This is a genomic window from Pseudomonas sp. YQ_5, assembly GCF_043103305.1.
Classification (GTDB): domain Bacteria; phylum Pseudomonadota; class Gammaproteobacteria; order Pseudomonadales; family Pseudomonadaceae; genus Aquipseudomonas; species Aquipseudomonas putida_Y.
Genome location: NZ_JBICJS010000120.1, coordinates 13,600 through 36,968, shown reverse-complemented (window position 1 = coordinate 36,968; position 23,369 = coordinate 13,600). Strand labels below are relative to the sequence as shown.

The 23,369-nt window shown below is 61.9% G+C and carries 21 protein-coding genes; 10 read left to right on the top strand and 11 right to left on the bottom strand.

Features of this window, described 5'->3' with window-relative positions; translation table 11 throughout:
• The first annotated feature begins 83 nt into the window (after positions 1-83).
• Both ACF8EA_RS25430 and ACF8EA_RS25425 read left to right on the top strand, forming a co-directional pair.
• Positions 84-803, top strand: a complete 720-nt coding sequence (locus ACF8EA_RS25430) for an OmpA family protein (protein WP_392523662.1) — start codon at positions 84-86, stop codon at positions 801-803.
• Positions 804-902: 99 nt separating this feature from the next.
• Positions 903-1,178: a DUF1145 domain-containing protein gene (locus ACF8EA_RS25425; RefSeq protein ID WP_021785831.1), complete on the top strand. Its 276-nt coding sequence runs from the start codon at positions 903-905 to the stop codon at positions 1,176-1,178.
• A gap of 122 nt (positions 1,179-1,300) precedes the next feature.
• On the opposite strand, the gene ACF8EA_RS25420 is transcribed toward ACF8EA_RS25425, so the two are convergent.
• The gene (locus ACF8EA_RS25420) at positions 1,301-1,765 is read right to left on the bottom strand and encodes a CopD family protein (protein WP_021785832.1); all 465 of its coding nucleotides are present in this window, start codon (positions 1,763-1,765) and stop codon (positions 1,301-1,303) included.
• A 98-nt stretch (positions 1,766-1,863) separates the two neighbouring features.
• On the opposite strand from ACF8EA_RS25420, the gene dinG reads away from it, so the two are divergent.
• From dinG to pdxH, 5 genes are all read left to right on the top strand, one after another.
• Positions 1,864-4,008, top strand: a complete 2,145-nt coding sequence (gene dinG, locus ACF8EA_RS25415; protein ID WP_084850150.1) for an ATP-dependent DNA helicase DinG — start codon at positions 1,864-1,866, stop codon at positions 4,006-4,008.
• 79 nt (positions 4,009-4,087) lie between these two features.
• On the top strand, positions 4,088-6,322 hold the full coding sequence (locus ACF8EA_RS25410) for a beta-galactosidase (protein ID WP_028697987.1): 2,235 nt from the start codon (positions 4,088-4,090) through the stop codon (positions 6,320-6,322).
• 133 nt (positions 6,323-6,455) lie between these two features.
• Positions 6,456-7,601 (top strand): serine hydrolase domain-containing protein, encoded by a 1,146-nt coding sequence (locus tag ACF8EA_RS25405; protein WP_392523660.1) that lies wholly within the window; start codon positions 6,456-6,458, stop codon positions 7,599-7,601.
• Positions 7,602-7,700: 99 nt separating this feature from the next.
• Positions 7,701-8,678: an OmpA family protein gene (locus tag ACF8EA_RS25400; protein WP_367250716.1), complete on the top strand. Its 978-nt coding sequence runs from the start codon at positions 7,701-7,703 to the stop codon at positions 8,676-8,678.
• A gap of 19 nt (positions 8,679-8,697) precedes the next feature.
• Positions 8,698-9,345: a pyridoxamine 5'-phosphate oxidase gene (gene pdxH / locus ACF8EA_RS25395; RefSeq protein WP_003254885.1), complete on the top strand. Its 648-nt coding sequence runs from the start codon at positions 8,698-8,700 to the stop codon at positions 9,343-9,345.
• 39 nt (positions 9,346-9,384) lie between these two features.
• On the opposite strand, the gene ACF8EA_RS25390 is transcribed toward pdxH, so the two are convergent.
• Entirely contained in the window at positions 9,385-9,618 is a 234-nt protein-coding gene (locus tag ACF8EA_RS25390; RefSeq protein WP_021785838.1) for a hypothetical protein, read from the bottom strand.
• Between the two features lie 147 nt (positions 9,619-9,765).
• On the opposite strand from ACF8EA_RS25390, the gene ACF8EA_RS25385 reads away from it, so the two are divergent.
• Positions 9,766-10,230, top strand: a complete 465-nt coding sequence (locus tag ACF8EA_RS25385; protein ID WP_009684613.1) for a glycine zipper 2TM domain-containing protein — start codon at positions 9,766-9,768, stop codon at positions 10,228-10,230.
• 69 nt (positions 10,231-10,299) lie between these two features.
• Here ACF8EA_RS25385 and nhaA read toward each other — a convergent pair whose 3' ends face one another.
• From nhaA to ACF8EA_RS25345, 8 genes are all read right to left on the bottom strand, one after another.
• Positions 10,300-11,493 carry a Na+/H+ antiporter NhaA gene (gene nhaA / locus ACF8EA_RS25380; RefSeq protein ID WP_028697988.1) on the bottom strand — a complete coding sequence of 398 codons (1,194 nt, stop codon included), beginning with the start codon at positions 11,491-11,493 and terminating at the stop codon, positions 10,300-10,302.
• Between the two features lie 277 nt (positions 11,494-11,770).
• Positions 11,771-13,378 (bottom strand): NAD(P)/FAD-dependent oxidoreductase, encoded by a 1,608-nt coding sequence (locus ACF8EA_RS25375; protein WP_019750617.1) that lies wholly within the window; start codon positions 13,376-13,378, stop codon positions 11,771-11,773.
• A 103-nt stretch (positions 13,379-13,481) separates the two neighbouring features.
• Entirely contained in the window at positions 13,482-14,156 is a 675-nt protein-coding gene (locus ACF8EA_RS25370; RefSeq protein ID WP_084850151.1) for a COG3650 family protein, read from the bottom strand.
• 88 nt (positions 14,157-14,244) lie between these two features.
• Complete coding sequence (locus ACF8EA_RS25365; protein WP_021785841.1) at positions 14,245-14,946, bottom strand: ABC transporter ATP-binding protein; 702 nt, start codon at positions 14,944-14,946, stop codon at positions 14,245-14,247.
• Positions 14,947-15,714 (bottom strand): high-affinity branched-chain amino acid ABC transporter ATP-binding protein LivG, encoded by a 768-nt coding sequence (livG, locus tag ACF8EA_RS25360; protein WP_021785842.1) that lies wholly within the window; start codon positions 15,712-15,714, stop codon positions 14,947-14,949.
• On the bottom strand, positions 15,711-16,967 hold the full coding sequence (locus ACF8EA_RS25355) for a high-affinity branched-chain amino acid ABC transporter permease LivM (RefSeq protein WP_101196506.1): 1,257 nt from the start codon (positions 16,965-16,967) through the stop codon (positions 15,711-15,713). The genes livG and ACF8EA_RS25355 overlap by 4 nt, the downstream gene beginning before the upstream one ends.
• Entirely contained in the window at positions 16,964-17,887 is a 924-nt protein-coding gene (livH, locus tag ACF8EA_RS25350) for a high-affinity branched-chain amino acid ABC transporter permease LivH (protein ID WP_008097482.1), read from the bottom strand. The genes ACF8EA_RS25355 and livH overlap by 4 nt, the downstream gene beginning before the upstream one ends.
• A gap of 184 nt (positions 17,888-18,071) precedes the next feature.
• Positions 18,072-19,187, bottom strand: coding sequence for a branched-chain amino acid ABC transporter substrate-binding protein (locus tag ACF8EA_RS25345; RefSeq protein ID WP_021785844.1), 1,116 nt, complete (start codon positions 19,185-19,187; stop codon positions 18,072-18,074).
• A 359-nt stretch (positions 19,188-19,546) separates the two neighbouring features.
• Between ACF8EA_RS25345 and ACF8EA_RS25340 the strand changes: the two genes are divergently transcribed.
• Positions 19,547-19,858 carry a DUF2288 domain-containing protein gene (locus ACF8EA_RS25340; RefSeq protein WP_021785845.1) on the top strand — a complete coding sequence of 104 codons (312 nt, stop codon included), beginning with the start codon at positions 19,547-19,549 and terminating at the stop codon, positions 19,856-19,858.
• Between the two features lie 192 nt (positions 19,859-20,050).
• Positions 20,051-20,938 (top strand): NAD(P)-dependent oxidoreductase, encoded by an 888-nt coding sequence (locus ACF8EA_RS25335; RefSeq protein ID WP_392523657.1) that lies wholly within the window; start codon positions 20,051-20,053, stop codon positions 20,936-20,938.
• On the opposite strand, the gene ACF8EA_RS25330 is transcribed toward ACF8EA_RS25335, so the two are convergent.
• A complete protein-coding gene (locus ACF8EA_RS25330) occupies positions 20,838-23,102 on the bottom strand; it encodes a putative bifunctional diguanylate cyclase/phosphodiesterase (RefSeq protein WP_392523655.1) in 2,265 nt (754 codons plus the stop codon). The genes ACF8EA_RS25335 and ACF8EA_RS25330 overlap by 101 nt on opposite strands.
• Between the last annotated feature and the right edge of the window lie 267 nt (positions 23,103-23,369).

Genomic DNA, 23,369 nt, shown 5'->3' with positions numbered 1-23,369 from the left:
CTGCGCCCGTGCCTTGAGCAGTGGCACGGGCGCGTCTTCATGCCGGCCAGCCGTTTGTGGCCAATGACACAGGAGCATTCAGCATGAGTGTGACGTCGAAGGCGGCATTGCCGCTGTTGGTGGCTGCCAGCCTGCTCGCGGGCTGTGCCACGCACAGTGATGGCAGCGCGCCCCTCAACCAAAGGACCTGGCCCATCTGCAGCCTGCTGGGCGGCTTGGTCGGTGGTGGCCTTGGCGCCATCGAGAGTTCTTCCTGGGCTGCCGGTGGTGGTGCCTTGGGCGCCATCGCCGGGGGGCTGATTTGTTACGCCCAGGACGGTGACGAAGATGGTGACGGCATTTTCGACCGACGTGATCACTGCCCCGAGACCCCTGCCAACACGGCGGTCGACCACATGGGTTGCCCACTGAAACAGTACCCGGTCGCGCCACCTGCCAGTGCTCCCGAACCCTCACCAGAGGTGATCACCCTCGATGACAACAGTGCGGTGATGTTCGCCTTCGACTCCGCCGAACTGACGCCGGCGGCCCAGCAACGTCTGCAAGGCCTGGTGGCGAAACTCAATTCACCGACGGTGGCCAAGGTCCGTGTGATAGGGCACACCGACAGTGTGGGCTCCGACAGCTACAACCAGGCACTTTCCGAACGCCGCGCCAGCAGCGTGGCCGAGTACTTGATTGGGCAGGGCCTGGAGATGGGCAAGGTCACTAGCCAGGGCCGCGGGGAAAGCGAGCCGGTTACCGACAACGAAACCGACGAGGGCCGTGCGCGCAACCGACGGGTGGAACTGCACCTCAACTGAGTGGTGTTGGCGCCTGCCTTGGCATTACCGTGAATGCTGTTCGCATGGTTTGCTCGATCAGGCTGCCTCGACATGAGAACAATCGATAGGGGCGGGGGTATGAAGTTCATCCTGGGCCTGGGCAAGGTCCTGACGGTCGCTTTCTGGGGGGTGGTGTTGTTCAATCAGTTGATGCCACAACCCTTGCCCTTCAATCTGCTGATCAATGCTGCTGGCATCGTCTTGTTGGGCCTGCACCTGCTTGAAGTGCTGTTCTTCAATCGCAGCCTGCGCGGACGCAGTCACCGCTGGTTTGACCGTTTGCAAATACTGTTGACGGGTATCTTCCATGTGATGTCCATTCCCCGTGCGCGGAAGGCGCCGCGGCTGAACTGATCTTGCAGCGGCTCTGATTCTCACTGCGGCCCCATGCTGACGGGGGCTTGCCCGCGAACACCGGCAACGCCGGTGACATTCACCGTGGCGCCGGCTTCGCTACAGGTTGCGCGCAGAACCTGTCAGATCACCAGCCGCGAACTGGCCACCGCAACCACGGCCAGCCCCAGCAGCAGATTGATACCCACCATCCGCCGAATGCGCCCCAGTACCGCCGCCCCCGTCGGCCAGTCCTCGGCCTGTACTGCTGCCTTCAATTCCGGCAGCAGCAACGCCTGAATGCGCATGAACAAGGCAAGCATGGCGATCCCGCCACCTATCATTACGTGCACGTACCGGGGCGCCGTTTCGAAACCGCTGAAGCGCATGTGCAACATGCCGATACCACTTATCGCCAAAATCGCCACCGCCAGCCAGACCCAGCCGAAGAAGCGTCGGAAAACTTCCACCCACAAGCGCAGGCGGGCAGGCCCTTCCAGGGCTGCAACCGTTGCCGGGCGCAGCACCAGCCAGGCGAAGAACATGCCGCCGACCCATACCAGGGCGGCCAGAACATGCAGTGTGTAGGGCAGGGCAAAGGCGAGCATTCGGATCTCCATGCGGCAGAAAGGGCAATAGCGGGGTATGATAGCCGCCCCATGCGAAACACTGAAAATATATCCAGCCCTCCGGGCGCCTGCAGACCATGATCAGCAACGAACTCAAAGCCACTATCCAGGGCGCCTATTCGCGTTTTCTCGAAGCCAAGAGCCTCAAGCCGCGCTATGGCCAACGCCTGATGATCGCCGAAGTGGCCAAAGTGCTTGGCGACATTGCCTGCGACGATGAAGGCCGCCGCGCTGGCGAGCCTGCCGTGGTGGCCGTGGAAGCGGGCACCGGTACCGGCAAGACGGTAGCCTACAGCCTGGCTGCCATCCCGGCGGCCAAGGCCGCCGGCAAACGCCTTGTGATCGCCACGGCCACCGTGGCCCTGCAAGAGCAGATCGTCTTCAAGGACCTGCCCGACCTGATGCGCAGCAGCGGCCTCAACTTCAGCTTCGCCCTGGCCAAGGGCCGTGGCCGCTATCTGTGCCTGTCCAAGCTCGACATCCTGTTACAGGAAGGCCACGCCCAGTCAGCCACGGCTCAGTTGTTCGAGGAAGAAGGCTTCCGTATCGAAGTCGACGAGCGCAGCCAGAAGCTGTTCAACAGCATGATCGAGAAGCTTGCCGGCAACCGCTGGGACGGTGACCGTGACAGCTGGCCAGAGGCACTGGAAGACCAGGACTGGGCACGGCTGACCACCGACCACAGCCAGTGCACCGGCCGCCACTGCCCCAACTTCCAGCAGTGCGTGTTCTACAAGGCCCGCGAAGGCATGGGCAAGGTCGATGTGATCGTCACCAACCACGACATGGTCCTGGCCGACCTGGCCCTGGGTGGCGGTGCGGTGTTACCCGACCCGCGCGATACCATGTACGTGTTCGACGAAGGCCATCATCTGCCAGACAAGGCCATCGGCCATTTCGCCCATTATTCGCGGCTGCGTTCCACCGCCGACTGGCTGGAACAGACCGCCAAGAACCTGACCAAATTGCTGGCCCAGCATCCGCTGCCCGGCGACCTGGGCAAGTACATCGAGCAGGTGCCGGAGCTGGCGCGAGAAGTACGCACCCAGCAGCAGTTCATGTTCACCCTTTGTGAACAGGTGGCCGACTTCCGTCCCAGCGAGGACACCGAAGGCCGTGAACGCCCGCGTTACCGTTTCGAGGGTGGGGTGGTGCCGGAGCAGATTCGCGAAGTGGGCATCGAACTGAAAAAGGGCTTTGCCCGCCTCAACGATCTGTTCACCCGCCTGGCTGACCTGCTCAAGGAAGGCATGGACGGTGAGGTCAACATCGGCATCGCCAGCCATCAGGCCGAAGAGTGGTATCCGCTGTTCGGCAGCCTGGTCACCCGTGCCCAGGGCAACTGGGAGCTGTGGACGGCCTTCACTGCCGAAGACCCGGAAGACAGCCCGCCCATGGCGCGCTGGCTGACCTTGGCCGAGAGTGGCGCGCTGTTCGACATCGAAGTCAACGCCAGCCCTATCCTCGCCGCAGAAATGCTGCGGCGCAGCCTGTGGAGCGTGGCGCACGGTGCGCTTGTGACTTCGGCGACATTGACAGCGCTGGGCAAGTTCGACCGTTTCCGCATGCGTTCGGGGTTGCCGCGCGATGCCGTCACTTGTGTGGTGCCCAGCCCGTTTGTGCATGGCGATGCCGGTCTTTTGCGGGTCCCCGACCTGAAGGCCGACCCCCGCGATGCTACGGCGCACACTGCAGCGATCATCCGCGAGCTGCCGAACATCGTCGAAGATGCCCGTGGCGCGCTGGTGTTGTTCTCGTCACGCAAACAGATGCAGGATGTGTTTGATGGTCTGGACCGTGACTGGCGCAAGCTGGTGCTCATCCAGGGCAACCTTTCAAAGCAGGAAACCCTGAACAAGCACAAGGCGAGGGTCGACGATGGCCAGCACAGCGTGCTGTTTGGCTTGGCCAGCTTTGCCGAAGGTGTCGACCTGCCGGGTGCGTATTGCGAGCACGTCGTCATCGCCAAGATTCCCTTTGCTGTGCCCGACGACCCGGTCGAAGCTGCGCTGGCCGAGTGGATCGAGGCACGTGGCGGTAACCCGTTCATGGAAATTGCCGTGCCCGACGCCTCGTTGAAGCTGATCCAGGCCTGCGGTCGCCTTCTGCGTACCGAGCAGGATCGCGGCGTCATCACCTTGCTTGACCGGCGCTTGGTCACGCAGCGTTACGGCAAGGCTATTCTCAATGCGCTACCGCCGTTCCGGCGGGAAATTTCCTGATCGCCGGAGCACTTGCTCCGGCGCATTGTCCATTACTCGTCTTGGGCCCGTCAGGGTCTTGAAGGAGAGCCCCCGCCTTATGATCCGCCGCACCCTGCCCGCTGTTTTCGCCTTGCTGTGCAGTTCGCCCTTGCTGGCCGAGCAGCAAACGCTGTTCAGCTTCGTGCGCCCGGCCTCGGTGGTCAATGTGGCGACCGTGGATGCCGGCATGCCGCAGTACAACGCGGAACAAACGGCCGAGGGCGAAGTGTTGCGGCGTGTGGTGTTCAACCCGGCGCAGCAGCCGACCCTTCGCCTGAGCCCGCAGAGCGGGGTGTGGGACTGGTCTGCGGGGCAGTTCCTGACCTTGCGCCTGCAAAGTGCCATGGATTGGGCATTGACCGTGGATGTTACGGTGCAAGGCAGCGATGGGCGCACCTTGACCAGCCGTATCGACCTGCCCGCTGGCCCCGCGCAAACCGTGATGGTGCCGTTGACGGCCCGCTCACCTCTGAGCCAGGGCATGCGCGCCGGCCCGCCGATGCCCTGGAACCATGGTGGTCAGCGCGTTCTTTTGACCAGCAGTGCCGGTGCAGTCGACCTCAAGCAGGTGACCTCGGTCAGCCTGAGCATCCCCAGCCCCAAGGTGGCGCAGAGCCTGTTGATCGAGCGTGTCGGTATTCAGGATGACGACCAGGCGTACAGGGCGGCCTATCACGAGCTGATTGATGCCTATGGCCAGTCGACTCGCGGGACCTGGCCCGAGAAGGTATCCAGTGACGAGCAGCTCAAGGCGGCCAATACCCGTGAACAGCAACAGCTCAAGGGCTGGTTGGCGGAGCGCAGCAAGCAGCAGTTGGACGCTTACGGCGGCCTGGTGGGCGGGCCGGCCTTTGCAGCCAAGGGCTTCTTTCGCACTGAAAAACGTGATGGCCGCTGGTATCTGGTAACGCCGGATGGGCACCCGTTCTATTCGCTGGGGGTGAATGCCGTGGCGGCAGACGGCGGGCGTACGTATGTCGCCGGGCGCGAAGGCATGTTCAAGGCCCTGCCCGCCGAGGGCGATGCACTGGCCGCGTTCTATGGCGAAAGCAACAACGACGATGGCAATGCCTCGTCGCAAGGGCGCAATTTCAAGCAGGGGCGCTGGTTCGACTTCTACGCCGCCAACCTGCAGCGTGCCTACGGCAAACCCTGCCCGCCTGCGGTGGAGGGCCAGCCAGCCGACTGCGCACCGCCGGCGCTGGATGCCGACCGCTGGCAGGCGCACGCGCTTGACCGCCTTCAGGCCTGGGGGTTCAACACCGTTGGCAACTGGAGCGAGCCGGCTCTTGGCCAAGCCAGACGCATGCCATATACCTTGCCGCTGTCGATCGAGGGCGACTACGCCAGCATCAGCACTGGCATGGACTGGTGGGGGCGCATGCCCGACCCGTTCGACCCGCGGTTTGCCATGGCCACCGAGCGTGCCGTGGCCATTGCCGCTCGCGATCACCGTGATGACCCTTGGTTGATCGGCTACTTTGCGGACAACGAGCTGGCCTGGGCTGCCCCCGGAAGCGACCCCAAGGCCCGCTATGGCCTGGCTTACGGTACCTTGCGCCTGACCACCGACGTGCCAGCCAAGCGCGCGTTCCTCAAGCAGTTGCGCGACAAGTATCGCAACCAGGAGGGGCTGTCCAAGGCCTGGGGCATCGAACTGACCGCCTGGGAACTCATGGAAGATCCTGGCTTCGAGGCGCCGTTGCCTAACCCGGAGCACCCGGAAATCGAGCGTGACTATCAGCACTTCCAGCGGGTATTTGCCGAGACCTACTTCAAGACCATTTCCGATTCGTTGAAGTGGCATGCGCCCAATCACATGCTCCTGGGTGGCCGTTATGCGGTCAGCACACCGGAGGCGGTCGAGGCCTGCGCCGAGTTCTGCGATGTGCTGAGCTTCAACTTCTATACCCTCAAGCCACAGGACGGCTACGACTTTGCCCGCCTGGCGGAACTGGACAAGCCGGTGCTGGTGTCCGAGTTCCAGTTCGGCTCGCGTGATCGCGGGCCGTTCTGGCCGGGGCCATTGGAGCTGGCGCGGGAAGAGGATCGCGGCCCGGCCTACGCAAACTTCCTCAAGGCGGCCATGGCGCAGCCGATGATCGTTGGCGCGCACTGGTTCCAGTACCTCGACCAACCGGCCAGCGGTCGCCTGCTTGATGGTGAGAACGGTCACCTCGGGCTGGTGGCGATTACCGATATGCCATATCCAGGGTTTGTCGATGCTGTGCGCAAAAGCAATCAGCACACCATGAACCAGCTGCGTGCCGAGCTGGAAAAGCCGGCCCCCTGAGATCAGGTTGATGCAGTCAACTTAGGTAAGAAGGGCCTTGTGTCACGACCACTTGGCCCTAGCCAGTTTGCAAAACACCCAACTACTGAAACAATGCACACCTTTTTGGATATGGTCGTACGGAGAGCAGCGGGTGCAGATCCAGGGTCACTATGAGCTGAAGTTCGAAGCAGTGCGCGAAGCCTTTGCCGCGCTGTTCGATGATCCCCAGGAGCGTGGCGCCGCGCTGTGCATCCAGGTGGGTGGCGAAACCGTCGTTGACCTGTGGGCCGGCAGTGCCGACAAGGACGGCCAGCAGGCCTGGCACAGCGATACCATCGCCAACCTGTTCTCCTGCACCAAGACCTTCGCGGCCGTTACCGCCCTGCAGCTAGTCGGCGAGGGTAAGCTGGCCCTCGATGCCCCGGTGGCCAACTACTGGCCCGAGTTTGCCCAGGCGGGTAAGCAGTCGATAACCTTGCGCCAGCTGCTCAGCCACCGTGCCGGCTTGCCGGCCATTCGTGAGCTGCTGCCGGCCGAAGCCTTGTATGACTGGCAGGTCATGGTCGATGCCCTGGCTGCCGAGGCATCGTGGTGGACGCCAGGCACAGAACACGGCTATGCCGCCATCACCTATGGCTGGCTGATCGGCGAACTGATTCGCCGTGCCGACGGCCGTGGCCCTGGCGACTCGATCGTGGCCCGCACCGCCCGTCCGTTGGGGCTGGATTTCCATGTTGGCCTGGCTGACGAAGAGTTTCACCGCGTCGCGCATATCGCCCGTGGCAAAGGCAATGCTGGAGATGCCGCAGCGCAACGCTTGCTGCATGTGACCATGCGCGAGCCTGAGGCCCTGTCGACCCGGGCCTTTACCAACCCGCCCGCGATACTGACCAGCACCAACAAACCGGAATGGCGGCGCATGCAGCAGCCAGCTGCCAATGGCCATGGCAACGCACGCAGCCTGGCGGGGTTCTATGCCGGGCTGCTGGACGGCAGCCTGCTTGAATCCGAACTGCTCGATGAGCTGACCCGCGAGCATAGCCTCGGCCAGGACCGTACCTTGCTCACCCAGACCCGTTTCGGCCTGGGCTGCATGCTCGACCAGCCCGATGTGGCGAATGCCACATTTGGCCTCGGCGCCCGCGCCTTTGGTCACCCCGGTGCCGGTGGTTCGGTTGGTTTTGCCGACCCGGAGCATGATGTGGCCTTCGGTTTTGTGGTCAATACCCTCGGCCCTTACGTGCTGATGGATCCACGGGCCCAGAAACTGGTACGCGTTCTTGCCAGTTGCCTTTGATCGGGTAATGCGGGTATTGCCACACCCCTTTGACTATCCTCAATGCCAACGCCTGAAGTTCGTAGGCAAAATATCTTTCTATTTCATGGTGTATCGCTGATGTCTTCACATAAAACCTTAGCACTCGCCCTGTGCCTGACCGCCGTTACCGGCTGCGCCAGCCACTCCCCGGACGGCTCCAAGGAAGGTGGTTCCAGCTGGTGGCCTTTCGGTTCGGACAAGGTTGCCGAGCAGCAAGTGAAGTCAGCCGTCACTGAAAAGGTGGCCAAAGCCGATGCCAAATCCGAAAGCGCCAGCCGCTGGTGGTGGCCGTTTGGTGGTGAGGACAAGCAAGCCAAGGGACCGGTGGTGCCGAAGATTGACCAGAAGGCCACCCAGGCCTGGCTGGACGAATACGAGCCCAAGCTGCGTGAAGCGATCAAGGACAGCAAGCTGGAGCTGGAGCGTCGCGACAATGTGCTGGCGGTAACCCTGCCGGTGGACAGCTCGTACAATCCTGATCGCCCGAACATGCTGCTGCCCATGTCCCTGGGCCCGATTACCCGCGTCGCCAAGACTGTCGAAGGCGACCCCAAAACTGCCGTGCTGGTACTGGGCCATGCCGACAGCAGCGGCGCCGCCGTTGTCAACCAGAAGCTCAGCCTGGAGCGCGCCGCGTCGGTATCGGCCATCTTCCGCCTCAGTGGCCTGCAGCGTGACCGCCTGACCCTCAAGGGCATGGGCTCGGTGATGCCGCGCGCTGCCAACGACAGCGCCGAGGGGCGCGCCCTGAACCGCCGGGTGGAAATGTTGCTGACCCCACAGAACACCATGGTCGCACTCTTGGCCAAATACCAGCAGGCCACCCCCGCACCCGCCCCAGCCTCGATGGTGGCAGTGCAGGATGCCAAGGCGCCAGCCGCCAAGGCCGCTGGCAGCAAGCCGGCTGCCAAAACTGCGGCGAAGAAACCTGTAGCCAAGGCCAAGACACCTGCGAAGACTGCAGCCAAGAAGAAAGCTGCACCGGCCAAGCCAGCAGCCAAAAAAGCTACTATTGACAAGAAAGTAGCTGCCAACAGCCCTGCGAAGACCAACTGATCGTCAAGGAACCGCAGTAATGACCCAATCCCTGGCCGATATGCGCCGCGACTACACCCGTGATGGCCTGGCCGAAGCCCAGGCACCAGGGGAGCCGTTCGCCCTGTTCCACCAGTGGTTCGCCGATGCGGTGAAAACCGAGCAGGTACCGGTGGAAGCCAACGCCATGACCTTGGCCACGGTGGACGGCGAAGGTCGCCCGCATTGCCGTGTATTGCTGTTGAAGGGGCTTGACGAGCAGGGGTTCACCTTCTTCACCAACTATGACAGCGCCAAGGGCCAGCAACTGCAAGCCAACCCCTTTGCTGCAATGACCTTCTTCTGGCCAGCGCTGGAGCGGCAGGTACGCATCGAAGGCCGTGTGCAGAAGGTTACGGCACAGGAGTCGGATGCCTACTACCAGGTACGCCCGCTGGGCAGCCGCCTGGGGGCCTGGGCCTCGCCACAGAGCCGCGTGATTGCCGGGCGTGAGGAACTGGAGGGCCTGGTAAAGGCCACCGAAGCGCGATTCTCCGACACCCAGCCGCATTGCCCTGAGCATTGGGGGGGATACCGTTTGTTGCCCGAGCGCATCGAGTTCTGGCAGGGGCGCGCAAGCCGCCTGCATGACCGGTTGAACTATCGGCTGGTGGATGGGCAGTGGCTGCGAGAGCGGCTGGCGCCCTGAGTAACTGGGGCCACCAAGCGGCCCCAGCCATCGATCAAGCTACCCCGGATATCCCGCCGCCTCGCGCTCCAACCACTCCGCCAGTTGCTTACGCCCCACTTTCTCCTGCCGCGCCTGCGCCAACCTTTCCAGCATGAATGCGCGCTTTTCAGGATCAGCCCCTGCCAGCGACAATGCCAGGTCACGGTCCATCCAACGGCGCATGCGCACATATAGCCACCAGTGGAAATACAGTCCCGTAACGGTGGTGACCACGACGATGAAGTAATCCATGGCTATTCTTGGTCTCACTTGAAAGGCCTTCGACACAGCCCGGCAGGCTGTACCCCGGCTGAATGAAAACAATTTTATTACGTTTGTACCGTGACAGCCGTCAATGTGCAGCGTCTAATGAGCACCTGACTTATGGAGACTTTACCCATGCGTAAATCCGCTTTGCTGGTGGCGACCTTTACCACCATGTCGCTGCTGCTGGGGGGCTGTGCCTCGAGCCTGACCGGTGACAGCTACTCCCGTGACGAAGCCCGCCGCGTGCAAACCGTGCGTATGGGCACCATCGAATCCCTGCGTCCGGTCAAGATCGAGGGCACCAAGACCCCGATTGGCGGCGGTGCTGGTGCCATCGTGGGTGGCGTAGCCGGCAGCGCCGTGGGCGGTGGCCGGGGCAGCATCGTGGCCGCCGTGATCGGTGCCGTGGCCGGTGGCTTGGCGGGTTCCGCAGCAGAAGAAGGCCTGACCCGTACCCAAGGCGTCGAAATTACCGTTCGTGAAGATGATGGCAGCATGCGCGCCTATGTGCAGGCCGTGCAGGAGAACGAAATCTTCCGTGTTGGCGACCGCGTGCGCATCATGACTGTTGACGGTACCAGCCGCGTTTCGCACTGACCGTAGCGCAGTAAAACAAAACCCCGACATGGCTGCTGCCAGTCGGGGTTTTTTCATGCTTCAGCCAAGTCAGGCAACGCTGGTTTTGCGGCTGGCCATTGCGGTGACGGCGTAGCCGATCACTGCGGCAAAGAACGAACCAGTAAGAATGCCCATGCGGTCCATGCCGGCGTACTCGCTGCTACCCGGGGCGAAGGCGAGCGAGCCAACGAACAGGCTCATGGTGAAGCCAATGCCGCAGAGTATCGCTACCCCCAATATTTGCCCCCAACCAGCACCTGCCGGCAGTGCGGCCAGGCGTAGCTTGACCGCCACCCAGGTCAGGCCGAAAACCCCTACGGTCTTGCCTAGCAACAGGCCGACCGTGATGCCCATCGGCACCGGGTGGGTGAAGCTGTCTAAGGTCATGCCTGTCAGAGAAACGCCGGCATTGGCGAAGGCGAAAAGTGGCAGGATGGCATAGGCCACCCAAGGGTGCAGGGCGTGTTCCAGCGCCAGCAGAGGCGACGATTCAGCATTGCGTGTACGCAGCGGAATGCACAAGGCCAGTGCGACACCGGCCAAGGTGGCATGCACGCCACTCTTGAGCACGCAGACCCACAGGATCAGGCCAACGATCATGTAGGGGCCGAGCTTGACCACGCCAAGCCGGTTCATCGCCACCAGCACCACCAGGCAGGCTGCAGCCAGCAGCAGCGACACACTCGACAGGGTGCCGGAGTAGAACAGGGCGATGACAATGATCGCACCCAGGTCGTCGATGATCGCCAGGGTCATCAGGAACAACTTCAGTGACACGGGGATGCGTTTGCCGAGCAGGGCCAGGACACCGAGGGCGAAGGCGATGTCGGTGGCGGTAGGGATGGCCCAGCCGGCCACGGCTGCAGGGTTGTCACGGTTGATGAACCAGTAGATCAGCGCTGGCACCACCATGCCGCCCACGGCAGCGGTGGCAGGCAGGATCACTTGTGAGGGCTTGGACAGGTGTCCGTCGACCACCTCGCGTTTGACCTCCAGGCCGATGAGCAGGAAGAACAGGGCCATCAGGCCGTCGTTGATCCACAGCAGCAATGGCTTGGCGATGTTCAGCGCGCCGACCTGAACGGCGACGGGTACGTCGAGCAAGCCGTTGTACAGGTAGGACAGCGGCGAGTTGTTGATGATCAGGGCCAGAACGGCGGCAGCGATCAGCAGCAGGCCGCTGGCAGCTTCGAGCTGGAAGAAACGGGTAAACAGGCTACGCACGGGCTGTAGGCTCTCCATGAGCAGTTTACGAAGGGTACGGGCGTACACCCTAGTCGGTGACGATCTTCCTTAAAACAAAAAGCATATTCGTTTTTGTTATATGTTGTTGCTGACAGGCCTAGGGCAAGCCTAGATGGATTTGGGGAAGGATGGGGGAGGGGAAGTCTGGAGTAGGTGCTGGAATAGACTGATGCCGGACCGGGCCCTTTCGCGGGTAAACCCGCTCCTACAGGGGACCATTGTTCCGTGTAGGAGCGGGTTTACCCGCGAAGAGGCCCTGTCAGTCGATAAAGAGTCAGAGGCCGAGCATATCCCGCGCCACCGCCTCGGCGATACGAATACCATCCACACCGGCTGACAGGATCCCGCCCGCATACCCAGCCCCTTCACCCGCCGGGAACAGCCCCTTGAGGTTCAGGCTCTGGTAATCCTCACCCCGGGTAATCCGCAGTGGCGACGAGGTACGCGTCTCGATTCCGGTCAACACCGCATCATGCAGGTTATAGCCCTTGATCTGCCGGTCGAACGCCGGCAGTGCCTCACGGATCGCCTCGATGGCGAAGTCCGGCAGGCTCGGTGCCAGGTCTCCCAAGGTCACACCTGGCTTGTAGGACGGCTCGACACTGCCCAGTGCGGTGGAGGGCCGGCCGGCGACAAAGTCACCCACCAGTTGCGCCGGTGCCTGGTAGTTGCTGCCGCCCATTACATAGGCGTGCGCTTCCAGGCGCTCCTGCAGTTCGATACCGGCCAACGGGCCACCCGGGTAGTCGCGCTCGGGGTCGATGCCGACGACGATGCCGGAGTTGGCGTTGCGCTCGTTACGCGAATACTGGCTCATGCCGTTGGTGACGACTCGGCCTGGCTCGCTGGTGGCCGCGACCACGGTGCCACCCGGACACATGCAGAAGCTGTACACCGAGCGGCCATTTTTGGCGTGATACACCAGCTTGTAATCGGCAGCACCCAGTTTCGGGTGGCCGGCGTACTTGCCCAGGCGTGCCTTGTCGATCAACGTTTGTGGGTGCTCGATACGGAAGCCCACCGAGAACGGCTTGGCTTCCATGTAGACACCTTTGGCATGCAACATGCGGAAGGTGTCGCGGGCGCTGTGGCCCAGGGCCAATACCACATGGCGAGAGTGCAGCTGTTCGCCGCTCTCAAGCACGACACCTGTCAGTTGGCCATCTTCGATCAACAGGTCGGTGACCTTTTCCTGGAAGCGCACTTCGGCTCCCAGGGCGATCATGTCCTGGCGCATCTGTTCGACCATGCCGGTGAGGCGGAAGGTGCCGATGTGCGGCTTGTTGATGTACAGGATTTCGTCCGGCGCACCGGCCTTGACGAATTCTTCCAGCACTTTGCGGCCGTGGTGTTGCGGATCCTTGATCTGGCTGTAGAGCTTGCCGTCGGAGAAGGTGCCGGCGCCGCCTTCACCGAACTGCACGTTGGACTCAGGGTTGAGCACGCTTTTACGCCACAGGCCCCAGGTGTCCTTGGTGCGCTGGCGCACTTCCTTGCCGCGTTCGAGGATGATCGGCTTGAAGCCCATCTGTGCCAGCAACAGGCCGGCAAAGATGCCGCACGGGCCGAAACCGACCACAATCGGGCGCTCCTGCAGACCTGCCGGGGCCTGGCCGACGAACTTGTAGGTGACATCTGGCGCAGGGCCGATGTTGCGATCATCAGCGAACTTGCTGAGCAGCTCGGCCTCGTTGCTGGCTTCCAGGTCGATGGTGTAGATGAACAGCAGTTCGCTGTTCTTCTTGCGCGCATCGTAGCTGCGCTTGAACAGGTTGAAGCTGAGCAGTTGCTCGTCGCGGATGCCCAGGCGCTGGACGATGGCTTCGCGCAACGCTTCGTCAGGATGGTCCAGGGGCAGCTTCAGTTCGGTGATTCGTAGCATGGCAGGGTCCAGTATCCCGGCCATGGGCGGCCGGCGGCTTTACACAAACCGCCAAGTATAAGCTGTTCGCTGCCCCTACTGGCAGGATAAAAACGCCCGGTGATCAGTTGTCGCGTGCGCCGCCGTAGTAAGCACAGCCCTGCAAGGTCTTGCCGTCGATGCGCAGTTCGGCGCGCAGGTGGTGGATGGCGCCAGTGGCAATATCTGCACAGCGCTGCGGAGCGACCCACAGTTCCACGTGCTGGCCGTTGGCTTCGCTGGTCAGGGTCAAGCCACCACCGGGTACTTCTTCTTCCAGGAACGGCAAGGGTAGGGGGGGCTGGCCGATTCGCTCGATGACCATGCCCTTGCCGCTGGCCTTGATGTCCCAGTCCGGTTCATGACCGTTGGCGCGCAGGGTCAGCTGCTTGAAGTTGGGGTCGTCGCAAGCGCGGGTGGAGGGTTCCAGGCGGTACAGGCGGCTGACCTCCAGCTGGCCGTCGTTGTCGGCCTGCTTGGCGCCAGTGAGGCGACCACGCACGTCGGCGAACAACTTGGCGTTGGCGTCCTTGGCCAGGTTGGCGGCCTCCGGCAGGATGCCGGTGCCGGCGACGTCATTGATCACGAAGCGGCGTGCTTCGCTGCAGGGCTTGAACAACAGGCGGCCGCCATTGGCGCTCAGTTCGCCCTGCATGCGCGTGGTGCCGATGTTCGGGTCACGGGGCTGCTCGGCCAGTAACTGGCAGCCAGCGAACAGGGGCAGCAGGGCACTGAGCAGCAGGGTAGGGGTGAGGCGCATGGGGCGGGCTCCGGGGAATCTTTGCCAAAGAGCTGGCCACGATACACGTCCTGCAGGCAGAAAAAAGGGCCCGAAGGCCCTTTTTCATTCAACCCCCCAGGTACGCGTCGCGCACTTTCGGGTCGGTCAACAGTGCTTCCCCCGTACCCTGCATCACCACCCGACCGTTCTCCAGCACATAAGCCCGGTCAGCGATCTTCAGCGCCTGGTTGGCGTTCTGCTCCACCAGGAACACCGTCACGCCATCGCGGCGCAGCTGTTCGATGATGTCGAAGATCTGCTGGATGATGATCGGCGCCAGGCCCAGCGAAGGCTCGTCGAGCAGCAGCAGCTTGGGCTTGCTCATCAGCGCCCGGCCGATGGCGAGCATTTGCTGCTCGCCGCCGGACATGGTGCCGCCACGCTGCATGTAGCGCTCCTTCAGGCGCGGGAACAGTTGCAACACCTTGTCCAGTTGCTCCTGGTAGTCGCCCTTGTCGGTGAAGAAACCACCCATTGCCAGGTTTTCCTCGACGGTCAGGCGGGCAAACACGCGGCGGCCTTCCGGCACAACGGCGATGCTTTTGCGCATGATGTGCGAGGACGGCTGGCCGACCAGTTCTTCACCCAGGTACTTGATGCTGCCACTGTGCGCCTGCGGCGAGCCGCACAGGGTCATGAGCAAGGTCGACTTGCCGGCACCGTTGGCGCCGATCAGGGTGACGATTTCGCCCTGGTTGATCTCCACGTTGACGCTGTGCAGCGCCTGGATCTTGCCATAGAAGGTGGAAACGTTTTCAAACTTCAGCATTTACGCTTCCCCCAGGTAGGCTTTGATCACATCAGGGTTATCGCGGATCTCTTCCGGCGTGCCGTGGGCCAGGGGGGTGCCCTGGTTGATGACCACGATATGGTCAGAGATGCTCATCACCAGCTTCATGTCGTGCTCGATCAGCAGCACGGTGACGCTGTGCGACTCACGCAGGTAGGCGATCAGGGCCTTGAGGTCTTCGGTTTCTTTCGGGTTAAGGCCTGCGGCAGGTTCGTCCAGCATGATGATGCGTGGCTGGGTCATCATGCAGCGGGCAATTTCCAGTCGACGCTGCTGGCCGTAGGCAAGGGTGCCGGCGGTGCGGTTGGCGAACTCGGTAAGGTTGACCTTCTCCAGCCAGTACTGCGCACGCTCCAGGGCTTCCTTCTCGCTGCGGCGGAAACCCGGGGTTTTGAACAGGCCGGCGAAGAAGTTGGTGTTGAGGTGGCGGTGCTGGGCGATAAGCAGGTTTTCCAGCGCGGTCATTTCCTTGAACAGGCGCACGTTCTGGAAGGTTCGCACCACGCCCTTGCGGGCAATCTGGTGGCCGGCCAGGCCCTGGATCGGCTGGCCATCGAGCAGGATGGTGCCGCCGCTGGGCTTGTAAAAGCCGGTCAGGCAGTTGAACACGGTGGTCTTGCCGGCGCCGTTCGGGCCGATCAGCGCCACTACCTGTTTCTCCTTGACGGTCAGGCCCACGCCGTTGACCGCCAACAAGCCGCCAAAGCGCATGCTCAGGCCGCTGACTTGCAGAATTTCGCGGCTCATCGGGGCAGCTCCATCTGTGGACGTTGCATAGGCAGCAGGCCTTGCGGACGCCAGATCATCATCAACACCATCAACGCACCGAACATCAGCATCCGGTATTCGCTGAACTCACGCATCAGCTCTGGCAGCAGGATCATCACGATGGCCGCGAGAATCACGCCCAGTTGTGAGCCCATGCCGCCAAGCACGACGATGGCGAGGATGATCGCCGACTCGATGAAGGTGAACGACTCCGGCGTCACCAGGCCTTGGCGCGCGGCGAAGAAGCTGCCGGCGAAACCGGCGAAGCAGGCGCCCAAGGTGAATGCCGAGAGCTTGATTACGGTCGGGTTCAGGCCCAGTGCACGGCAGGCGATCTCATCTTCACGCAGTGCTTCCCAGGCACGACCGATCGGCATGCGCAGCAGGCGGTTGATCACGAACAACGCCAGCAGGGCCAGCAGCAGAGCCACCAGGTACAGGAAGATGACCTTGTTGATCGAGTTGTATGGCAGCCCGAAGTACTCGTGGAAAGTCTGCATGCCCTCGGCTGCACGGCGTTCGAAGGTCAGGCCGAAGAGTTCCGGTTTGGGGATGTTGCTGATGCCGTTGGGGCCGCCGGTCCAGTCGGTGAGGTTACGCAGGAACAGGCGGATGATCTCGCCGAAGCCGAGTGTCACGATCGCCAGGTAGTCACCGCGCAGGCGCAGCACCGGGAAGCCGAGCAGGAAGCCGAATGTGGCAGCCATCAGGCCGGCAATCGGCAGGCACACCCAGAAGCTCCAGCCCAGATAATGCGAGAGCATCGCGTAGCTGTAGGCCCCGACGGCATAGAAGCCCACGTAGCCGAGGTCGAGCAGGCCCGCCAGACCGACCACGATGTTCAGGCCCAGGCCCAGCAACACGTAGATCAGGATCAGCGTGGCAATGTCGACCGCACCACGAGAGCCGAAGAACGGCCATACCAGTGCCACCACGATCAACCCGATGATGACATAGCGCTGGGTTTTGGGCAGGGTGAGGTAGTTACTGACTGCCGGGGGGATCAGCTTGCGATCCGAACGGCGGCCCATCACCGAACTCCACTGCTTGTCGAACAACACGCGCAGGAACATCAGCACCGAACACACGGCGATGATGCTGATGGTGAACGAGCCCTGGCTGTGCACGACCAGGCTGATGCCGTCGATGCTCAGTTTCAGGCCCAGCACCGGGAAGGCCACGGCCCAGACCAGCAAGGCGCTGAAGAACGCCTGTTTGAGATTTCTGTTCATACTTTTTCAACCTCCGGGCGGCCCAGGATGCCGGTCGGCCGGAATAGCAGGACAAGAACCAACAAGCCGAATGCCACTACGTCCTTGTACTGGTCGCCGAAGATGTCGGCGCCAAACGCTTCGGCTACACCCAGCACCAGCCCACCGAGCATGGCGCCCGGAATACTGCCGATGCCCCCCAGCACTGCTGCGGTGAAGGCTTTCAGGCCCACCAGGAAACCGGCGTTGGGGTTGATCACCCCGTACTGCATGCTCAGCAGCACGGCCGCCACGGCAGCCAGGGCGGCCCCGATGACGAAGGTGAGGGCGATGATGTTGTTGGTGTTGATGCCCAGCAGGTTGGCCATCTTGATGTCCTCTGCACAGGCACGGCAGGCGCGGCCCAGGCGGGAACGAGAGATGAACAGGGTGAGCAGTGTCATGGCCACCAGGGTGACGACGAACACCAGGATCTGCATGTAGCTGATCAGTACTTCTTCAGCACCGCCTGGTCCGAAGGAGAAACTCCCGGGGATCAGGTTGGGGATGGACTTGTCCTTGGAGTCCTGCGAAAGCAAGACCGTGTTCTGCAGGAAAATCGACATGCCGATGGCGGAAATCAGCGGGATCAGACGGTTGCTGTTGCGCAGGGGGCGGTAGGCAACCCGTTCGATGCTGTAGCCATAGGCGCTGGTGACGAAGATCGTCGCGACGAAGGCGACGGTCATCAGGATCGGCAGCGAATGGATACCCATCATGGCCAGGCCCGCCAGGGCGATGAAGGCCACGTAGGAACCGATCATGTACACCTCGCCGTGGGCGAAGTTGATCATGCCAATGATGCCGTACACCATCGTGTAGCCGATGGCGATCAAGGCATAGGTGCTGCCGATGGTCAATCCATTAACCAGTTGTTGGAAGAAATGGTAGATCTCAGGCATTACAGCGCTCCTAAAAACCTGATTTGCATTTCACTGGCAGGGGTACGGCCAGGAAACCGCGGGTGACGGTTTTAAGATTTTCAGGTGAGCCCGCCCCCGGATCGCGGGGAGGGGCCCATGAACCTCATAAAACGAAGCCCACTGCTCGCACAGTGGGCTCGTAGGTCAGCTATTAGTCACGCAGTTACTGAGGGGAGACTTCGGTCTTCGGCTTGCCGAAGTGCCATTCGTAGACCACGAACTTGAAGTCTTTCAGGTCGCCTTTATCGTCGAACGACAGGTCACCGGTCGGGGTCTTGAAGGTGCCTTCGTGGATGGCTTTGGCCACCTTGTCGGTATCTTCGGAACCGGCTTTCTTGATGCCTTGAGCGATCAACTCGACAGCCGAGTAGGCGGGGAATACGAACGGGCCACTTGGGTCCTTGCCGTCAGCCTTGATGGCGTCGACGATCTTCTTGTTCTCCGGGTCAGCGTCGAACGACTTCGGCAGGGTGACCAGCAGGCCTTCGGAAGCGCCCTGGGCGATCTGCGAAATGGAGTCGTTACCCACACCTTCCGGACCCATGAACTTGGCTTTCAGGCCTTTCTCTTGAGCCTGGCGCAGGATCAGACCCAGCTCTGGGTGGTAGCCGCCGTAGTAGACGAAGTCGACATTGTTCTGCTTGAGCTTCTGGATGATCGAGGAGAAGTCCTTGTCACCGGCATTCAGGCCTTCGAAGACGGCCACTTTGGTGCCTTTCTTCTCAAGGGTTTGCTTGACTGCGGTGGCGATGCCTTCACCGTACTGCTGCTTGTCGTGCAGAACGGCAACGACCTTCGGTTTGACGTGGTCGGCGATGTAGTTGCCGGCAGCCGGGCCCTGGGCGCTATCCAGACCGATGGTGCGGAAGATCAGCTGGTAGCCACGGGCGGTGATTTCCGGGCTGGTGGCGGCGGGGGTGATCATGATCACGCCTTCGTCCTCGTAGATGTCGGACGCTGGCTGGGTGGAGCTGGAGCACAGGTGGCCGACCACGAACTTGACGCCGTCGTTGACCACTTTGTTGGCGACTGCCACGGCCTGTTTAGGGTCGCAGGCATCGTCGTATTCCTTGGCTTCGAGCATCTTGCCATCTACGCCGCCTGCGGCGTTGATATCCTTGATGGCTTGCTTGGCGCCGATGAACTGCATGTCGCCATACTGGGTGACAGGGCCGGTCTTGGGACCTGCAATCCCGATCTTGATGGTATCGGCGGCAAACGAATGGCTGGCTACCCCGGCCAGAACCATTGCGGCGAACAGCTTGGAAATCTTGATCATAGTGCTCCACTCATTCTGTTGTAATTCTTATAGTCCTGGCGGCCAGGGCTACAGACCGGGCGGGATTTGCGGCGTGGCCATGCCAACGCGCTAGCCCACCTTCCCCCGGAACATGTCCCGGAACTGTACCGGTACAGTGTAGAGCGCTGTTCGAGCGCTTGAAAAGCGGTCGAAAAGTGCGTCTTTCCTGCGTTGTCGCTTGATCGACAGAAAGATACAGAAAGGCGCCATCAAACTGCCTGCATCTGCGGCCCCGTCCCACAACTTCGGGGCCAATCGACCAAATTACATATTTGAAACCGGGTTTTTCTGCAAAAATGCCGGCCTTTTTATTGACCGATTTTTTGCGGATACCACCCATGACTGATCAAACAAGCACCCTCTATGCCAAATTGCTTGGCGAGACGGCAATCATCGAGTGGAAGGCGCTGGAGCGTTTTTGGGCCAAGGGTGACCTGATTTGGGTCGACCCCAGCCTTGACCTGATCGCCGTTGCCGAGGCGATGGCCGAGAATCGCAGCGAGATCTTCGCCAAGTGGCGTAGTGATGGCACTGTTGGGCCGGTGTCGGCCGAGCAGGCATTGGACCTGCAAAGCCGCGACCCAGAGATCTGGGCGGTGGTGGTTTCACCGTTCATCGTGATTCAGGTGAAGTGCCAGGAAGAGGCGTGATCTTTTTTGGTGCGCAAAAGTACGCATCAGCTCCGTTTTGGTGCTTGAAAGTAATCAAGGCGGGTAGAGGGAAGTAACAATTCGGCGTGGCGGTAACAGTTTACGGGATGCGTAATGTGGCCATCGTTCTGCCAGGCGCCACCGGGACCGTCGCCAGCCTGGGAAATGTTCCAATCAGTCAGGAGTTTATCGATGAGCACTGCACGACCTTCGCTTGGATTCGCCGGCATCGGCCTGATGGGCCTGCCCATGTGCCGCCGCCTGCTGGCAGCGGGTTATCCGCTCACGGTTTGGAACCGCAGCCCGGACAAGTGCGCCGCCCTGGTCGCTGCTGGCGCGCGCCTGGCCGGCAGCCCGGCCGAATTGTGCCGTGACAGCGACATGGTTCTACTCTGCCTGGCCGACACGGCGGTGGTGCGTGAAGTGGTGTTCGGCGAGCAAGGCGTTGCCCAGGGCGGTCGCAGCGGCCAGTTGCTGATCGATTTCTCCAGCCTGGAACCCACCGCCACCCGTGAAATGGCTGCCGAACTGGCAGCACTGTGCGGCATGGCCTGGCTGGATGCACCGGTATCTGGCGGTACCCCCGGTGCCGAGGCGGGCACGCTGGCGATCATGGTTGGCGGTGAAGCGGCCGACTTGCAGCGTGCGCGCCCGGTACTGCAGGTGCTTGGTCAGCGCGTGACACATATGGGGGCAGTAGGCGCTGGCCAGGTGACCAAGGCTTGCAACCAGATGATCGTAGCGTGCAATGCCCTGGTAATTGCAGAGGTGGTGGCACTGGCCGAACAGTCGGGCGTGGACGCGACGCTGATCGCTGAAGCGCTGGCCGGTGGTTTTGCCGATTCCAAGCCATTGCAGATTCTTGCGCCGCAAATGGCAGAGAGCCGCTTCGAGCCAATCAAGTGGCACGTACGCACGCTGCTCAAGGACCTTGATGGCGCGGTCAAGTTTTCCCGCGAGCAAGGCTCGGCAACGCCACTCAGTGGCCTTGCCGCGCAACTGATGCGGCTGCACGGTAGCCAGGGTTACCTGCAAAAAGATCCGGCGACCCTGGTAGAGCTGTATCGCAACAAGGTGTAATCCGGCGGCTCTGGTGCTGCGACCGCTCTAGCAGTGGCCGCAACTCGGTCAGCGGAACGGGGCGCCCCAACAGGTAGCCCTGCAGGTAGTCGCAGCCATGGCTTTCCAGGAATGCCTGCTGTTCGGCGGTTTCCACGCCCTCGCTGACTACCTGCAGGTGCAGGGTATGCGCCATGGCGATGATTGCCTGGACAATTTCGCGGTCTTTCTGGTTGCCTGGTACATCCTGCAGGAAGGTGCGGTCGATCTTCAGCACATCCAGCGGCAGGCGCTTGAGGTAGGCCAGTGACGAGTAGCCGGTACCAAAATCGTCGATCGAAAGTGCCACCCCCAAGGCCCGGACGCGTTTGAGCAGGCTGACCGTGCGCTGGATATCGCCCACCAGGGCGTTCTCGGTCACCTCCAGCTCCAAGTGGTGCGGCGCAAGGCCGGCGTGGAACAGCGCCTTTTCAACTTCGTTGGGCAGTTCATCGTGGCTGAGGGTGACTGCCGAGCAATTGACCGTGACCTTGACCTTGCCATAGCCGTGGCGCTGCAAGAGTGCCAGGTCGACACAGGCGTGGCGCAGCACCCACAGGTCCAGGTCGATGATCAGGCCGTTGGCTTCGGCAATGCCGACAAAGCGGTCGGGCCCGAGCAGGCCGTGTTGAGGATGCTGCCAGCGTACCAGCGCTTCCAGTTTGGCCACTTGCCCATTGCGCAGGTCGAAGATCGGCTGGTAGTGCACACACAGCCCGCGTTCTTCGAGCAGGGCCAGGCGCAGCTCTTCTTCCAGTTGCAAGGCGATCGACGCGCGGGCCTTCAGGCTGTCGTTGAAGAAATTCAGGCTGTTGCGGCCGTTGTCCTTGGATTGGTAGAGGGCCAGGTCGGCATGCTTGAGCAGCTCTTCGGCTGTGCCGCCATCGTCCGGGAAGATGCTTATACCAATGCTGGTGGTCATGACCATGCGTCGCCCGCCAAGGTCGATGGGTTCTTTCATCCGTTGCATGATGCGCTGGGCCAGGTGTCGGGCTTCGTCGCGGCTGTTCAGGCTGGTGACCACACAGAACTCGTCGCCACCAAAGCGTGCAACCAGGTCGTGGCTGCGGGTAGCAGCCTTGATGTGGTTGGCGATCACCTTGAGCAGTTCGTCACCGGCGTCGTGGCCGAGGCTGTCGTTGATGCGCTTGAAATGGTCGATATCGAGGAACATCACGGCCAGGCGGTTCGCGCTGGCCTGATGTTCGACCAGGCAATCGGCGAATACCTGGTTGAACCCACGGCGGTTGAGCAGGTTGGTCAGGGCATCGTAGTTCGCCGCCTGCTGCAGCGAAGCGCGGGCCTGGTCCAGTTGGCTGAGCAGTACGCTGACCCGGCGCAGGTCGTGCTCCTTGCTTTGCAACTTCTTGTCGGCCAGTGCGGCGCTGATGCTGGCGCCACTGATCAGCAGGGTGATGAAGCCAATGCCCAGTCCCAGCTGCAGGCTGTTGTCGCCAGACGGCAGGCGCAGTGCGGTATCGGCAGGGATAACCAGGGTCATGGCCGACATCGCGGTGAAATGAGTGGCGACAATGCCGCCGGCCATCAGCAGGCTGGCGCCGTATTTCATGGTCTGGTACAGGGTGCCGCTGCCATTGCGCAAGTAGCGGGCCAGGTACAGCGCGGTCAGGGCGGTAAGCAGGGCAATGGCGGCAGAGGCAAGTAGCAAGCCGGTCTGGTAGTACTGGCGGGCCCCCGTTTCCATCGCGGCCATGCCGACAAAATGCATGAGGATGATGCCCAGCCCGATCAGCGCTGCGCTTGGCACAAAGTGGGGCGCACGCATCTTGCTTCGTTCCAGGCTGTGCATGGCCAGCCAGGCCACGCCCAGTGCGATGAGTAGCGAAAGAATGGTCAGGGATGGGTCGTAGTGCACTTCTACCGGAGCCCGAAAGGCCAGCATGCTGATGAAGTGCATGGCCCATATGCCGCCTGCCAGGCAGCAGGCTCCAAGCATGTTCCATTGCCGGTGGGCGGTGGGGTCGTCGCTGTGGGACTGGCGTTCGGCCATGTCGAGGGTGGCGAAACAGGCCGCGCAAGCAACGAAATAGGCGAGCAGAACCAGGAGCGGTTCATGACGGCAGTCGATGACGATACGCCCGGTTGCGGGAAGATCGGCGAACAGTTGTAGCCCCAGCCATTCCATGGAATGCCTCTTGGTCGAGTCTTCACTCGTCTGCGCTACAACCCGTGCAGACTGCCCAGAGGCAGTATAGGAAGGACTATTTAAGCCTTCCTGACTAATGGCACAATGACTTCTACGATTTGGTTATTACAGTAATCGCAGTCAGGAATATTGCTTGCCTTAGGGGCGCGGGGGTACCCGCGAAGCATCCAGCACGGTGGATGTCACCGGCTTCGTAGGTGTTCGCGGGCCTGCCCGCCCCCTCAAGGGCAGCGGGCCTGATGTGTC

Coding starts and splice junctions, on each gene's coding strand:
- livG (WP_021785842.1), bottom strand. CDS start 15,714: ATGAGCCGCGAAATTCTGCAAGTCAGCGGCCTGAGCATGCGCTTTGGC.
- ACF8EA_RS25355 (WP_101196506.1), bottom strand. CDS start 16,967: ATGAACAGAAATCTCAAACAGGCGTTCTTCAGCGCCTTGCTGGTCTGG.
- pdxH (WP_003254885.1), top strand. CDS start 8,698: ATGACCCAATCCCTGGCCGATATGCGCCGCGACTACACCCGTGATGGC.
- ACF8EA_RS25430 (WP_392523662.1), top strand. CDS start 84: ATGAGTGTGACGTCGAAGGCGGCATTGCCGCTGTTGGTGGCTGCCAGC.
- ACF8EA_RS25385 (WP_009684613.1), top strand. CDS start 9,766: ATGCGTAAATCCGCTTTGCTGGTGGCGACCTTTACCACCATGTCGCTG.
- ACF8EA_RS25370 (WP_084850151.1), bottom strand. CDS start 14,156: ATGCGCCTCACCCCTACCCTGCTGCTCAGTGCCCTGCTGCCCCTGTTC.
- ACF8EA_RS25420 (WP_021785832.1), bottom strand. CDS start 1,765: ATGCTCGCCTTTGCCCTGCCCTACACACTGCATGTTCTGGCCGCCCTG.
- ACF8EA_RS25335 (WP_392523657.1), top strand. CDS start 20,051: ATGAGCACTGCACGACCTTCGCTTGGATTCGCCGGCATCGGCCTGATG.
- dinG (WP_084850150.1), top strand. CDS start 1,864: ATGATCAGCAACGAACTCAAAGCCACTATCCAGGGCGCCTATTCGCGT.
- ACF8EA_RS25400 (WP_367250716.1), top strand. CDS start 7,701: ATGTCTTCACATAAAACCTTAGCACTCGCCCTGTGCCTGACCGCCGTT.
- nhaA (WP_028697988.1), bottom strand. CDS start 11,493: ATGGAGAGCCTACAGCCCGTGCGTAGCCTGTTTACCCGTTTCTTCCAG.
- ACF8EA_RS25330 (WP_392523655.1), bottom strand. CDS start 23,102: ATGGAATGGCTGGGGCTACAACTGTTCGCCGATCTTCCCGCAACCGGG.
- livH (WP_008097482.1), bottom strand. CDS start 17,887: ATGCCTGAGATCTACCATTTCTTCCAACAACTGGTTAATGGATTGACC.
- ACF8EA_RS25365 (WP_021785841.1), bottom strand. CDS start 14,946: ATGCTGAAGTTTGAAAACGTTTCCACCTTCTATGGCAAGATCCAGGCG.
- ACF8EA_RS25390 (WP_021785838.1), bottom strand. CDS start 9,618: ATGGATTACTTCATCGTCGTGGTCACCACCGTTACGGGACTGTATTTC.
- ACF8EA_RS25345 (WP_021785844.1), bottom strand. CDS start 19,187: ATGATCAAGATTTCCAAGCTGTTCGCCGCAATGGTTCTGGCCGGGGTA.
- ACF8EA_RS25410 (WP_028697987.1), top strand. CDS start 4,088: ATGATCCGCCGCACCCTGCCCGCTGTTTTCGCCTTGCTGTGCAGTTCG.
- ACF8EA_RS25340 (WP_021785845.1), top strand. CDS start 19,547: ATGACTGATCAAACAAGCACCCTCTATGCCAAATTGCTTGGCGAGACG.
- ACF8EA_RS25375 (WP_019750617.1), bottom strand. CDS start 13,378: ATGCTACGAATCACCGAACTGAAGCTGCCCCTGGACCATCCTGACGAA.
- ACF8EA_RS25425 (WP_021785831.1), top strand. CDS start 903: ATGAAGTTCATCCTGGGCCTGGGCAAGGTCCTGACGGTCGCTTTCTGG.